The 12,342-nt window shown below is 51.8% G+C and carries 18 protein-coding genes; 13 read left to right on the top strand and 5 right to left on the bottom strand.

What is annotated here, in order from left to right:
* Positions 1-72: 72 nt before the first annotated feature.
* The 13 genes from GM668_RS27815 to GM668_RS27755 all read left to right on the top strand — a co-directional run bounded on the left by GM668_RS27815 (position 73) and on the right by GM668_RS27755 (position 9,468).
* A complete protein-coding gene (locus GM668_RS27815; protein ID WP_155442234.1) occupies positions 73-675 on the top strand; it encodes a type 4 pilus major pilin in 603 nt (200 codons plus the stop codon).
* A complete protein-coding gene (locus GM668_RS27810) occupies positions 675-1,247 on the top strand; it encodes a hypothetical protein (protein ID WP_155442233.1) in 573 nt (190 codons plus the stop codon). Before GM668_RS27815 ends, GM668_RS27810 begins: the two co-directional genes overlap by 1 nt.
* A 1-nt stretch (position 1,248) precedes the next feature.
* Positions 1,249-1,812 carry a hypothetical protein gene (locus GM668_RS27805; protein WP_155442232.1) on the top strand — a complete coding sequence of 188 codons (564 nt, stop codon included), beginning with the start codon at positions 1,249-1,251 and terminating at the stop codon, positions 1,810-1,812.
* 9 nt (positions 1,813-1,821) lie between these two features.
* Positions 1,822-2,847 carry a hypothetical protein gene (locus GM668_RS27800; protein ID WP_155442231.1) on the top strand — a complete coding sequence of 342 codons (1,026 nt, stop codon included), beginning with the start codon at positions 1,822-1,824 and terminating at the stop codon, positions 2,845-2,847.
* Positions 2,848-3,008: 161 nt separating this feature from the next.
* Positions 3,009-4,052, top strand: coding sequence for a CAP domain-containing protein (locus tag GM668_RS27795; RefSeq protein ID WP_170305886.1), 1,044 nt, complete (start codon positions 3,009-3,011; stop codon positions 4,050-4,052).
* 3 nt (positions 4,053-4,055) lie between these two features.
* Complete coding sequence (locus GM668_RS27790; protein ID WP_155442229.1) at positions 4,056-4,895, top strand: 2OG-Fe(II) oxygenase; 840 nt, start codon at positions 4,056-4,058, stop codon at positions 4,893-4,895.
* Positions 4,895-5,395, top strand: a complete 501-nt coding sequence (locus GM668_RS27785) for a lytic transglycosylase domain-containing protein (RefSeq protein WP_155442228.1) — start codon at positions 4,895-4,897, stop codon at positions 5,393-5,395. Before GM668_RS27790 ends, GM668_RS27785 begins: the two co-directional genes overlap by 1 nt.
* Before the next feature lie 180 nt (positions 5,396-5,575).
* Positions 5,576-5,824 (top strand): hypothetical protein, encoded by a 249-nt coding sequence (locus GM668_RS27780; RefSeq protein ID WP_155442227.1) that lies wholly within the window; start codon positions 5,576-5,578, stop codon positions 5,822-5,824.
* Complete coding sequence (locus GM668_RS27775; protein WP_170305885.1) at positions 5,821-6,408, top strand: ATPase; 588 nt, start codon at positions 5,821-5,823, stop codon at positions 6,406-6,408. Before GM668_RS27780 ends, GM668_RS27775 begins: the two co-directional genes overlap by 4 nt.
* Before the next feature lie 30 nt (positions 6,409-6,438).
* Positions 6,439-6,669, top strand: coding sequence for a hypothetical protein (locus GM668_RS27770; protein WP_155442226.1), 231 nt, complete (start codon positions 6,439-6,441; stop codon positions 6,667-6,669).
* Positions 6,670-6,786: 117 nt separating this feature from the next.
* Positions 6,787-8,562, top strand: a complete 1,776-nt coding sequence (locus GM668_RS27765) for a thiamine pyrophosphate-binding protein (RefSeq protein WP_155442225.1) — start codon at positions 6,787-6,789, stop codon at positions 8,560-8,562.
* Positions 8,563-8,661: 99 nt separating this feature from the next.
* Positions 8,662-9,069: a hypothetical protein gene (locus tag GM668_RS27760; protein WP_155442224.1), complete on the top strand. Its 408-nt coding sequence runs from the start codon at positions 8,662-8,664 to the stop codon at positions 9,067-9,069.
* Positions 9,070-9,135: 66 nt separating this feature from the next.
* Positions 9,136-9,468, top strand: coding sequence for a hypothetical protein (locus tag GM668_RS27755; RefSeq protein ID WP_155442223.1), 333 nt, complete (start codon positions 9,136-9,138; stop codon positions 9,466-9,468).
* Positions 9,469-10,356: 888 nt separating this feature from the next.
* Here GM668_RS27755 and GM668_RS27750 read toward each other — a convergent pair.
* The 5 genes from GM668_RS27750 to GM668_RS27730 all read right to left on the bottom strand — a co-directional run bounded on the left by GM668_RS27750 (position 10,357) and on the right by GM668_RS27730 (position 12,339).
* The gene (locus tag GM668_RS27750) at positions 10,357-10,638 is read right to left on the bottom strand and encodes a hypothetical protein (protein WP_155442222.1); all 282 of its coding nucleotides are present in this window, start codon (positions 10,636-10,638) and stop codon (positions 10,357-10,359) included.
* A gap of 15 nt (positions 10,639-10,653) precedes the next feature.
* On the bottom strand, positions 10,654-10,866 hold the full coding sequence (locus tag GM668_RS27745) for a hypothetical protein (RefSeq protein WP_155442221.1): 213 nt from the start codon (positions 10,864-10,866) through the stop codon (positions 10,654-10,656).
* A 10-nt stretch (positions 10,867-10,876) separates the two neighbouring features.
* Positions 10,877-11,260, bottom strand: a complete 384-nt coding sequence (locus GM668_RS27740; protein ID WP_155442220.1) for a hypothetical protein — start codon at positions 11,258-11,260, stop codon at positions 10,877-10,879.
* Between the two features lie 88 nt (positions 11,261-11,348).
* The gene (locus GM668_RS27735; RefSeq protein WP_155442219.1) at positions 11,349-11,606 is read right to left on the bottom strand and encodes a hypothetical protein; all 258 of its coding nucleotides are present in this window, start codon (positions 11,604-11,606) and stop codon (positions 11,349-11,351) included.
* Position 11,607: 1 nt separating this feature from the next.
* Positions 11,608-12,339 (bottom strand): prepilin peptidase, encoded by a 732-nt coding sequence (locus GM668_RS27730; protein WP_170305884.1) that lies wholly within the window; start codon positions 12,337-12,339, stop codon positions 11,608-11,610.
* Positions 12,340-12,342: the final 3 nt, after the last annotated feature.

The following is a 12,342-nucleotide window of genomic DNA, read 5'->3' as shown; positions in this document are numbered from 1 at the left end:
AATTAGATCTAATATTTATAGTTTTCACTGTTTAATAAGTAATATTCAACAATCTTTTTTAAAGGAATTAAAATGATTCATCCAAAAAACATCAAGAACCATGTTCGTATCATGCGTGAAGCAATGGAAAAGCGCGAGTATCGCAAACTCGCTCAGACCGGCGCGGTTCTTACCATGGATATGCTGCTTTGGGGTGGTGGTGTGTTATCTGCAATGGCGTTTGTTCTCTACATGAAAAATAGTGGCTGGCCAACTATCCAAGGCTGGATGGAAGCAAGCGCGATTTCATCCAACATGAAAAAGATGAATGACATATTCTCCGGCGCTGCTGGTTATACCGGCCTGGCAAATGCAAACGTGGCCAATACAACCATTTTCCAATCGCGCTACCTTCCTGGTAGTGGTGTTATCAATAACCGTTTCGGCGGCACGGTAACGGTCGGTTTCGTCACCACTAACACCACGGCAGATACCATGACCTATTCGGAAACGGGCGTACCTAGCGCGGCTTGCTATACCTTGGCTAATCAACTTGCCGATGACGTAGACCGTGTTTCGGTCGGTGGTGTCGTGGTTAAAGCCATGAATGCTGCTTTGGTCCCTACGACACTCAACACGCAATGCAACTCGGCCGCAACCGTTACCGTCCTGGCCGAAAAAATCAAGCAAAGCTAATGAAGATCAGACGGCGCGAAAGCGGGATGATGTTGCTTGATTTGATATTTGGAGTAGTCGTAGCAATGGGAATGCTCCTGGTAGTAGCTCAAGTCAGCGACTCGCTTAATCGTGGCCGCCAAGCTCACTTGCAAGGCTCCAGGCTCGCGGCTGGGGCCGCTGCCTTACAAGTGATGCTCAACAAGTACGGTAAAAACATCACGACCAATGGGACAGCGCCGGGGTTTGCTAACGCCTTGGCGCCGTCCGAGGCGGAACTGCGAACGGCCGGCTTCCTCCCTTCGTTCGTGTCAACCCGTATGCCGTTCGGCGGGACCATGATCTTTACTGTGAGGGTAGGAATCAACAATACCCTTACCGGCCTGGCATGCGGCGATCAAAGCATTGTCGATAGTGCTGGCCAGCCTAATGGACCGATTGCAGGACAGATCATGCACGCGGCAAATGGCGTCGGCTTGCGTACTACGGTTGGAACACCGGGCCTATTGAACGGACCAGGCTTTCAAAACATTGCAAGCCCTGTCAATGGTCCGGCCGTGGTGTGCGCCTGGGCTGCTACACCTAGTCAATAAGATGAAGAAAATAATCAGTGAGCGTGGATTTATTTCTATCGCCATTTTGATCTCGCTAATTTTTTTTGGAATGGCGAGCATTGCTTTAATCTGGCGTTCTGATATTCAACGTGCTGAGTCTTATATTGCAGAGGGATCAGGCTTGATGCAAGTGCGTAATGCTCTACAAAAATACGCGGTCGCCAACCAGCAAAATTTTATTCAAGGTAAAACGGTCATGTACGTTAATGATCAGTACGCCCCCACATTAGGTGAACTTACCTCCCTCGGATATTTCACTTCTACCGGCGTTGATATGAATCCTTACGGCGCTGGCTATATAACCAAGCTCACGAAACAGGCAAACAATTCTATTACTGGAATGGCTTATATTAACGGAAGCGTTAAAGATTCTAGCGGCGCAGTGGATCAACGGCGCGCGTGTGGTATCGCTAAAGCTTTGGGAGATATTGGCCTTTGTACTAATCCAGTTAATAGTGCGATGCTTGGAAATTTAACGACACAAATTGCGAATCCTACAGGATTACCAGCAGTTGTCGCAGCACAAATTTATGTTGCTCCTTGAAAGGATGAAATGAAGAAGAGAAAAAACAAGACGATTGTTCGGCAACCTTTGCCTCGCTATCAACAAGGTTCCGCGCTTATAAATGCCATCATTGCTGTTGGCATTATCGGCGCGCTGGGCGCTGGTGGAAATTGGCTCTATGCTGATTACCGTATGAACCAGGAAGTTACCAATACAGCAAAATCCATCGATCTCGGCATGCAAACCGCGATTGCCTACACGGTAAAAAATCAAACGGCGATTCTCAACAACCAAGCTATCGCCGGATTTGCATCGCCGCAGGCACCTACCATGGCAGAACTTATTGCAAACGGTTATGCCCCTTCTGGCTATAACGCAAGTGCAAATGATTCGGTTACGTTGACAGTCGAAATTGCCAAAGAACCGGCCGGCTGCGCCGGAGAAAAATGCGTCCTCGGTATCAAGGTTTATCCGCAGGGCGGCATCACGCGCAATGGCACAGCGGACCCACGAAAGGCCGCACGCATCGTTGATGCTATGCCCAGCGGCTTGGGCTGGAAAGCAACGCCAGGTAGTCCAGCAATTCTTATGAAGGCTAACCAGTCGATGCCGAACCCGCTTGGCCCAAATGCGGCAGTGGTGGTGGCCGCAACCTGGATCGGCAGCAATAAACAGGCCACGACCGTGCCACCTGTATCGTATGAATATCGGTCCATTGGTTGCCCGCCTGGTTATACCGGTTCCAACGAGCAAAGCCGCACGGTCATAACGGACAAGTGGGGAAATGTCACTACGGGTGGCTGGTCGACCTATTATGACGACTGCGCGCCGCCGCCGCCGCCGCCGCCGCCGCCACCACCGCCGCCACCGGTTAGCTTGCCGCCGCCGCCGGCGTGCCCGCCGCCGACTAGATTCTGTGATTCGAATTGGGTGGATAGCAATACGGTTAACTACACATGGGGAACCTATAGTGCTTCGCTGCCGAGTTGTATCCCAGAGAGAAACGAGGTGGGACAGTGCGAAGCCGACTCAACACGAAGTGGCAACGGTTGTTCGTGTCCAGCAGGCTATTAAATGCGTTGATCTTAAAGAATTTAAGTTGCCATTACGAAACATAGTAAAATTTAGCCGCTAAAATTTCTTGACCGACAGAGATAGTTTAGCTAAACTATCTCTGTTGCTTCCGATCCCCCGCAAGCAAAAAATTTCCTAAGACCATCACATAGGGTATGAATATGAAAGCTAAACTGTCGATCATTGCTGCAACTCTGTCTGTCCTGCTGACCGCGTGCGGCGGCGGTGGCGGTGGCGCGACAACTGGTAGCACGCCAAATACTCCCAGCGCTCCCAGCACCCCGACCGACACGACTCCGACCCCGCCAGTTGTCGTTCCAGGGGATCTCCAAACCACTGTCCCGGCTCCAACATATCAAGCCGCTTCGCAAGAAATGGCTTTCTTCACCGCTTTGAACAATTTCCGTTCCGCCGTTGGCCTTGGACTGTTGGCTCAGAATCAACAATTGGACCAAGCAGCAAAGAATCACGTCAATTACCTGCTGTCCAATCCTGACATCAATTTTTCGGCTATTGACCAAGCAACTGGCCGGCCGATGTTCCACGTTGAGCAACAAACTCGGTCCGGGTTCACTGGCGTTCTGGAAAGCGACCGCGCTAAAGCAGTCGGCTATATGGGCGCCTACGTGGGCGAAAGCGGCGCCTACGGCCTCGGCAACGGCGGTGCAAAAGTCTTGGCCGACCTGGCCAGCGGGATTTATCACCGTCAAGGTCTGATGTTTCAAGAACAACGCGAGATTGGTATTTCGATGGGTAGCGATTCCGCGCAAACGACCGTCATTGAGTTGGGCTACATGACAGCGCCGCAGCGCAACGCAAGTAATTTCGTGGGAGCATATCCGGCCGATAAGCAAACGGATGTCCCTCTGGCGTCCTATCAAGAAGTGCCGAATCCATATCCAGAACTGACCACGTTTGATGCCGTCCAGAAGGGCACTAGCTACCCGATCAGCATTGTTACCAAGTCGAATACGACCCTGACCGTTGCAACGTTCACTGTCACCGAACAGGGCCAAACCGAAGCGCTGCCGATGCGCCTTTTCACGAAAGACAGCGACCCTAATAAATTCCTGCTTGGAAATATCGCGTTTGTGGTTGGCCGCGCGCCATTCAAGGCAAATACCAATTACACCGTTCGTTTCGTTGGCACTGTCGACGGCGCCGCAATCTCCAAAACCTGGACTTTCACGACTGCGAGCAAATAACAAATGGGTGCGATGACTGACAACCTTGTGCAAGCGATCAGCCCACAATGGCACGCCTGGATAAAAGACGGGCTTAGCCGGGGATGTAGTGTTGACAGCATGATTCAGGTATTGGTGCGTGACGGCCGCTTTAGCCGGGCCGTCGCAATAGCCGCGATTAACGCGACTAAGAGTGATCAGTCTGAATCGAATGCACTACGCCCCTTTGTAGATACCAGCAAGAACTATATCTCAACGCCTGACCGGAAGATTCAAGTTATCCTTTCTGTCGAAGCTCCAAACGTCGCCGTCCTCGGTAACGTTTTAAGTGACGAAGAATGCGACGCACTTATCGCCTATGGTGAAGCCGGCATGTCGCGTTCGCATACCGTCGCCGCTACCGGCGGCGGCCAAATCGATCCCGGCCGTACCAGCTACGGCGTTATGATGCAGCGGGGGGAACTCGATCTAATTACCAAAATCGAGGCGAGGCTTGCGCATATCGCTAACTGGCCAGTCGAAAGGGGAGAGGGCTTACAACTTTTGCGCTATGGTGTGGGGGCTGAATACAAACCCCATTTCGATTGGTTCAATGCGGACATACCAGGTCAAGCACAACTCTTTGGCACGGCTGGTCAGCGCGTCGGAACTATCGTCATGTATCTAAACGATGTTGAGGCCGGCGGGGGAACGCTCTTCCCTGAGCTGGGCCTTGAAGTCGCCCCACGGAAAGGCGGTGCGGTGTTTTTCACAAACATCACGCCAGAGGGAACCCCTTGTCGACTCTCTTTGCATGGCGGATCTCCGGTTATCTCTGGCGTTAAGTACGTCGCAACGAAGTGGTTACGGGAGAAAGTGTTCTAATGGATCTTGTTGCTCTGATTCACCAATGCACGCCGCCGCATGTGTCCGTCCAAACGATGGGGAAAATCATCACGGTGGAGAGCACGGGGCGAGAAAACGCGATTGGCTATAAGATAGTGCGGAGTGATGGCAAGGTTTTCACTCTGACAACTCAGCCGAAAGACAAGACAGAGGCGATTGCTTGGGCGACCTGGCTTTATCAGAACGGTTTCAAATTCGACGCCGGGCCTTCTCAGATCAACTCAACTAACTTTGCGCGCTTGGGCCTGACGACTGAAACGGTATTCGATATTTGCACTAATATAAAAAAGGGTGGCGACATACTTTCGGAGTGCTACGATAGGGCCTACAAGCAGTATCAGAATGAACAGATTGCGGTTCGGCACGCCCTTTCATGTTATCAGTCAGGCAATTTTTCAACAGGATATTACACTGGATATGTTGATAAAGTAGTTAAAGCAAACTTTTCTATACCCGCGAATGAAACTCGCAAACGATAACCGAACAATCGAATTGCCGTTAGGATTGGAACCGGCTCCAGCTCCAATAAAAAAAGGGAGGGGCCGGCCTAAATTAGATAACCCAAAATCTCCAGCTCAACGCGCATCAGATTATCGGAAGAGGAAAAAATTTCTTGCAGGCACCGAGCAAAAAACCATTTCTTTTCCAGAGGAAGAAAGATGATTCAATTTAATTTCGCTACAGTCGACACGCTACCATTGTCCGGCCAGCGGGCATTCTGGAATTCGTTGGAGTACCAATTATCGCAAGATGACGGCGCTTTCCGCGAACATCTGGAACAAGGACGGCCAGTTTACTATTGCGATGACAAGTACCCTTCCGAGATCATCCGCGAATGGCCGGATGGAAAGCGCGACCTCGGGATTGTTACCGCCGCTGGGCAATTTGAATTGCTGCGTGTGCTGTGAGTAGGCCGCAACTATGGATCGTTGCTGGCCCTAACGGTTCTGGAAAAAGTACCCTCGTCAACCGTTACATTCGCACAAGCCTACCAGTCGTCAACCCCGACGACATAGCCCGCGATCAAAAAATTTCCCCGATCCAGGCTGGAAAAGCAGCCTTGGAACAACAAAACTCCTACCTGGCGTCACGCAAAAGCTTTGTTCTTGAAACAACCTTATCCGGCAAGCGGGAACTACCGTTTGCCAACAAGGCGAAAGACCAGGGCTACCGAATACGAGTAGCCTTTATCGCGGTGCGAGATCCCGGTGTTTCAATGATGAGGGTAGCACAGCGAGTCGCAGGGGGAGGGCACGACGTACCGCCGGCCGATGTCTCCAGACGATTTTCCCGAAGCATTGAAAACCTGCCCGGTTTAGTTGCAATGGCAGACAGGGCATTCATCTTTGACAACTCAGGAAAACGCCGCCGGCTTCTGTTGTCCCTTGAGAACGGGAAAGCAAAATTCGTTTCGACACGGATTCCGGTTTGGGCTCAGGATTCAATCGATTCTATCCTTGGCACAGTGAAATCACATAAGATAAAACGCTGAAATAACTTATTGGAGAAATAAATAGGAATTATGAAGATTCTCAAAACCAATTTATTTTTTATTTTCGTCACGCTTTTATCAGCGTGCGATTCCTATAAAGAGCCAGATACTATTCAGGAATGGAAAGAATTCTGTGAAGCTCCTGATAGCGAAAATCGCATCAAAGCTATAGCGAACCAAGAAAAACGTCAAAAAGCCAGTAGCATATGCTTTAATGAGCCTTGGAAAAAAAAGACACAAAGTCAGCCACGTAAGTGGTAATTTACACGAAAAAAATATCCATTTTACTTGCCAAATAGATATTTTATAGTTTATTCTATTCTTGGCTTTTCGCCAAAACCGACGCCTCCGGTCTTATTGCAGGCAGGGAAAATTTAAATGCAACCTACCATCGCTCGTGCGCCTAGTTCGCGCAACCATGCTGTCTCCCCCGTCTATTCCGTTGCTGATCTGTTAGTAGCCTATTTGGCTCAATTAGATATTGATACAGTATTCGGTATTCCTGGCGGTGCAATTGAACCTTTGTATAACGCCCTGGCCCGTCATCAGAAAGAAGGCGGCAATATGCAACACTTCTTGGCTCGCCATGAAGCCGGGGCCGCTTTCATGGCAGACGGTTATGCCCGCGAAACCGGTAAAATCGGCGTTTGCATTGCCACTTCCGGACCAGGAGCCACGAACATGATTACCGCCGTGGCTACGGCCTACACTAATCGTGTTCCTATGCTGGTCATAACCGCGCAACCGGCGTTGCCACAACACGGGCGCCATGCGCTTCAAGATTCCGGCCCAACAGGTGTAGATATAGTCGGCATGTTTCGCTACGTCACGTCCTATAGTGCGTTGGTGACTCACTACGCCCACGTCGAGCACATGCTAATGGCGGCGCTGTACGAAGCGCGTGCTCAATCACGCCCGGTTCATCTATCGATCCCATGCGATGTCCTAGGCAGCCAGGCCGGCACGTCCGAGCCGACTCACAATGTTGCCTCGTTTCTGGAACTCTCGCCCGTTGTCGATTTGCGCGGTATTGATGCGGTGGCTTCGCTGCTGGAGCCGCACGGCCGGGCCGTGATTTTGATCGGTGGGGGCTGTGCCAACGCGATTGCGGACATCATGCAGTATGTTGAACGCACACAATCTCCTTTCATTACCACGCCGGATGGTGTCGGTCTGATTAATCCGCATCATCCGTTGTACCATGGGGTTTTCGGCTTTGGTGGCCACCGAAGCGCGAGCGCAGCGCTTGCCGATCCGGCTATTGCCTATATCATCGCGGGCGGCGTAAGTATGGGCGAATGGAATACGAGCGGTTGGCATAGTAGTCTTATGAACAAGCGACTGATTCACATTGATGCGTTTGACTCGCACTTGGGGCGAACCCCGATGGCCTGCCAACATATACGCGGTGACATTGGCTCAGCCTTCCGCTCATTGGCAAGCTTGATGCCTGAACTTCCTAATAAAGCTGGAATCTCCGGCAGAAAATGGAGTCCGCTTGACATGTTCGATGACCCCATAGCATTTCAGAGCGATGCCATGCCACTGAAACCCCAACGTCTAATGAACAAATTGGGGCACTGCTTTCCTGTCGACACCGCCTATTTGGCGGATGCCGGAAACAGTGTGGCCTGGGCCACTCATTATTTGTATCCACAGCCAAACCTTTTACACGATGCACGTCATCAGCAACGCGACGGCTGGTTGCGTGTAACGCCGCACTATGCGCCTATGGGCTGGGCTATTGCCGCCGCTATTGGGACCGCCGCCGGCAACCCTAATGCGCCTGTGGTATGCATTACGGGCGACGGCTCAATGCTCATGAGTGGCCAGGAACTTTCGGTTGCGGTACAGGAACAATTATGCGTGATCTATGTCGTGTTGAATGACCGTGCCCTGGGTATGGTCAAACACGGCCAGCGCCTGGCCGGCGCAGCTTCTATTGCCTACCAACTGCCGGTAACGGATTTTGCGGCCGTTGCACGTGCTCAGGGTGGACGCGGCCATACAATTAAATCGGTGGCTGACCTGGAAGCCTTGGACATCAAAGCAATGTGCAATCATCCTGGGCCTACCTTGCTCGATGTGTATATCGACCCGGAAGAAACACCGCCGATGGAGAGCCGGCTGCGTATTCTTGCATCCAAAGAATAAGGGAGTAGGGGCCGTGATGCGGCCCCTAATGCTCAGCTCCTTGTGCTCTCTGGTACTATGCGCGGTTCCGCTGCGCGGTAGATACAAATAGGGAGCCTCATGTTTATTACACACATCAACAACAATACCGCCCGGATACGTCGATCATACCGCGACCACGTGCCGGACATGGCTGTTAGCGCCGCGCAGGCTTGGATATCTAACGCAGTCTGCGGCGTGCGGCCAGTGCCAATGCCGTGGGCCGGGCCATACTCTGGCGTTGCGCGCATCGAGCATGGCGGTCTGCATGTAACGCTTTACAACGATGAAGAATTGCCGATATTGGCGATTCGCGTCGCGCTGCGCTCGCGCAACGCTGCTTTGTGGCCATCAAGTGAAATGAGTATGCACAAACCACCTGAACCGTGGAGCACGACCACGATTGTTTTACCTGGTGCACTTCCTGAACCAGTAGACCTGACTATCATTGAGGATGCGCTAATGTGGGGTTGGAAGGAATTGCGATAGCATTTATACCTATGATGAATTAACGTGACTAGTCACGTTAATTCATCAAAAGTGAAGGATAACTCCATGAGAAATTTTCCCTTGATGTATTTCATCGCAATGGCCTTTGCATCCACCATTTACGGCCTAGAAACTGTTACAGGACAGCATACGTGGGTTGGGACACTGGCTGGAGCTTGGCTACTTGCTCAAGTGTTGGGCCTGGTGCTTTACAAGTTTAAAATTGGTATCGCTGAAAGTCAGTTTTGGGATTTTTGGAGCGATGCCTCGGATGGAGGGATTGATAATCCCATGCGGCGGCGGTTGGCGTGGTTCTTTCATGGAGTCCTAGTGCATTTTTCCATGCTCCAATATGACTTAGGCGTAGCTGCAACGATAGTCCGAAAGCCCCCCGAGTAATCTAGGAAGGAAAAGCACCGTAGAGCAGTCATGCAAATTGCAATAATGCAAATAAAGTAATGTTGCCAATTTGACATAATGCAAATTATGCGAACGACCGTACTATTTATCTCAAGCCGTTGACATCGAAAGCTACCAGGCCTTGCTTGCGGATGCTTAGCTCCATCCCAATGGCTAATCCGGGTCTTGCCCACGCCCCTGGTAGCCAGCGAGAAATACCTTCCATGACTGCCCCGTGCGCCGCCGGCTGAGATCGCACTCCATCTCCACCCCTGTGTAGCAGGCCACGCCACGCCTTTGCCACAATAGCTTTGCATCACGCAGCGGCGGCAACACATCGTCACCCGCGCCCTCAGCTGACCGTAACCGCGCAATCGGCATTGTTCGCTTGAGTTCCGTATCGATCTCGTCCCCGATCTGGAACAAGCCTTCGTGCGCCGGCTTCGGGAATGCCAGCCTGTGCCTCGGTATTGGCGCCCCTTCGTTCTCATAGAGAACTACCACCACGTCCCGTTCCATAATCCCCCCGTCAGATAGCTGTATGCGCGTACAGTATATCAGTGTGTCCAGGCGGTTTTGCAGTTGGCCGACCTGGCGCCGGCCGGCGCCGTGTTGCCGCTCGATGCGCTTGCCGGCGGCGCCGGCCACGTTCACCAGCTCGTGCGCAGGCCACATCGACCGCGACCAGGCCGTGCAGTTGGCCGACCAGGCGCCGGCCGGCGCTGTGTTGCCGCTCGATGTGCTTGCCGGCGGCGCCGGCCACGTTCACCAGCTCGTGCGCCGGCCACGTCGACCGCGACCAGGCCGTGCAGTTGGCCGACCAGGCGCCGGCCGGCGCTGTGTTGCCGCTCGATGCGCTTGCCGGCGGCGCCCGCCACGTCGTTTCCCTTAGACTTGCGTCGGCAGGTGACTGCTTACCAAGCCGTACTTATTTTGGGCGCGGATCGCATCACGAATGGCATCCTCGATCAGAAATGCATTCGCCTGCCGCTGTTCCACTGAGCCGGCGCAATGGACAGGGACGTTATGGAACGCATCGGCCATGTCACGGATAATCTGTTGGGCTTCGCCGGACATTGGGCGAGACGCCAGCATACGGATTAATAAGAAAGCCTCGGAGGCCGCACGAAGTGCAGACTTTTCGGTTTCATTGAGTGCAGTGCTCGTCAATTTGTTTTTTCCTTTTTACTTCGGAACGTTGTGGACGGGCTCTGTACTATCCGGTTGGTTACGCCCAATCAAATAGCCTCCAACGGCTGCAACAGCCACAGCAAAAATAGCTTCGAGATATGCAGGCCATGCGAATGGGTGTTGGTTGGCGAAAGTCACGGCACCAATAGCAAACGAAGCCGCCGAAGTGATTATCGCCACTCGTGCAAATGTGAATTTATTAGGCATGCAATTTTCCTTATACGTTCTTCCACATAAACCATGCCAGCGACATAGACCCTAGCCAGAACAAAACCATGGCGACTATGAATGCGTTAATGGCAATATCGCTCGGATCATTTGGCGTGCCCTCTCTCCCTCTTGAATAAGAAGCAAAGCCAAGCATAGCGAATAAAGCCGCCGCTAAAGATATAAGGTAGAGCGTAACGCTTAGTGGTACAAGACCAGTCGACTTAGGTGCTTTGCTGAGCTTATCGTACATCGTCACCATCAGCAGCATTGAGCCAGCCGATAGCGTTGTCATGTGTTTGCAATGGTCATAATACTGTTTGGCGTGGTCTGTCCAGTCTCCCCCGCTTGGGATATTTTTTTTGGTTCGCAAGCGACTTGGTTTGTTCGTCATGGTTTTGATTGCAGTTCTTGGATTTATCTAATTGCGATCTCTACAGCGGCAATTCCAACACGCCGCGCCTTCTCTTCCACATCAGGATTCAACCGGCTGCTCTAGCCATAAGACTTACTCCGTGAGGTTCTTCAATGACATCGCCAGTAAGCGAGAACGACAGGACTGTTGTACCAACTTCGGCGGATATCTGCATGGCCCGTGTGACGCAATCTAGCTTAGTAAAGAGATAAATATCGGCATCGTCTGGAAGATGGTCGATCAGCCGGTTAAGTTGATGTTTTGTAATCGTCGGCCCATCATCCTTCACGAACAGGCTAAGATTTAGCGCATACTTTGGGTTCATGTTAGATTAGATTCATGGCCTTATTGGCATCTATGTAGAAGTTAGCCAACCCGGCCAGTGCCATATATGGGCCGAAGGCAAACGCTTGCCGCCGTTCAGTCGACATTCGGACGAAACGAAGCAACCACGCGACAAAGGCAGCAGCGAAAGCGATTATTAGAATAGCAAACAAGCTTTCATATCCATGCCAGGCGCCGAGTGCTGCCATTAGCTTGAAGTCGCCATTACCCATACCATCATTATTTGTGACGTACTTATAGCTTGCCGCGAGTGCCCAAAGGGCCATATAGCCTAAGATGGCCCCAATGATGGCCGAATCCGCCGAAACGAACGTTCCGTTGACACTAACCAGTAGGCCAAGCCACATCAGCGGATAGGTCAAGCTATCAGGCAAAAGCTGAGCCTCGATGTCAACGGCAAATAGGGTTGTGAGAATATACGTAAAGCACAGCACGGCCAGGCCGCGCGGGGTTACTCCAAAAAAGAAGATCGTCATCAAAGACAACAAAGCGCATAGCAGGCAGGCCACGACCGTTCGCAACGACAGCGGGAATAGCTGAGCTAGACTCTCAATCGGCAGGACTGGAAACGGTGCGTGCGGCGGCTCTTTACCACTGACCAGGGCGGCAAAATTATCCGTGTCAACCTGCATTGATTGCGGAAGTCGAACAGATACGACGCACACAACAACACCGACCACAAGGCCAAGTATTCCAGCAAAAATAAGTTCCATAAG

The organism is Pseudoduganella ginsengisoli (assembly GCF_009720865.1).
Classification (GTDB): domain Bacteria; phylum Pseudomonadota; class Gammaproteobacteria; order Burkholderiales; family Burkholderiaceae_D; genus Rugamonas; species Rugamonas ginsengisoli.
The sequence above is the reverse complement of the archived record's forward strand: the minus strand, read 5'-3'. Positions and strand labels throughout refer to the sequence as shown.

Coding starts and splice junctions, on each gene's coding strand:
- GM668_RS27815 (WP_155442234.1), top strand. CDS start 73: ATGATTCATCCAAAAAACATCAAGAACCATGTTCGTATCATGCGTGAA.
- GM668_RS27810 (WP_155442233.1), top strand. CDS start 675: ATGAAGATCAGACGGCGCGAAAGCGGGATGATGTTGCTTGATTTGATA.
- GM668_RS27805 (WP_155442232.1), top strand. CDS start 1,249: ATGAAGAAAATAATCAGTGAGCGTGGATTTATTTCTATCGCCATTTTG.
- GM668_RS27800 (WP_155442231.1), top strand. CDS start 1,822: ATGAAGAAGAGAAAAAACAAGACGATTGTTCGGCAACCTTTGCCTCGC.
- GM668_RS27795 (WP_170305886.1), top strand. CDS start 3,009: ATGAAAGCTAAACTGTCGATCATTGCTGCAACTCTGTCTGTCCTGCTG.
- GM668_RS27790 (WP_155442229.1), top strand. CDS start 4,056: ATGGGTGCGATGACTGACAACCTTGTGCAAGCGATCAGCCCACAATGG.
- GM668_RS27785 (WP_155442228.1), top strand. CDS start 4,895: ATGGATCTTGTTGCTCTGATTCACCAATGCACGCCGCCGCATGTGTCC.
- GM668_RS27780 (WP_155442227.1), top strand. CDS start 5,576: ATGATTCAATTTAATTTCGCTACAGTCGACACGCTACCATTGTCCGGC.
- GM668_RS27770 (WP_155442226.1), top strand. CDS start 6,439: ATGAAGATTCTCAAAACCAATTTATTTTTTATTTTCGTCACGCTTTTA.
- GM668_RS27765 (WP_155442225.1), top strand. CDS start 6,787: ATGCAACCTACCATCGCTCGTGCGCCTAGTTCGCGCAACCATGCTGTC.
- GM668_RS27760 (WP_155442224.1), top strand. CDS start 8,662: ATGTTTATTACACACATCAACAACAATACCGCCCGGATACGTCGATCA.
- GM668_RS27755 (WP_155442223.1), top strand. CDS start 9,136: ATGAGAAATTTTCCCTTGATGTATTTCATCGCAATGGCCTTTGCATCC.
- GM668_RS27745 (WP_155442221.1), bottom strand. CDS start 10,866: ATGCCTAATAAATTCACATTTGCACGAGTGGCGATAATCACTTCGGCG.
- GM668_RS27740 (WP_155442220.1), bottom strand. CDS start 11,260: ATGACGAACAAACCAAGTCGCTTGCGAACCAAAAAAAATATCCCAAGC.
- GM668_RS27735 (WP_155442219.1), bottom strand. CDS start 11,606: ATGAACCCAAAGTATGCGCTAAATCTTAGCCTGTTCGTGAAGGATGAT.
- GM668_RS27730 (WP_170305884.1), bottom strand. CDS start 12,339: ATGGAACTTATTTTTGCTGGAATACTTGGCCTTGTGGTCGGTGTTGTT.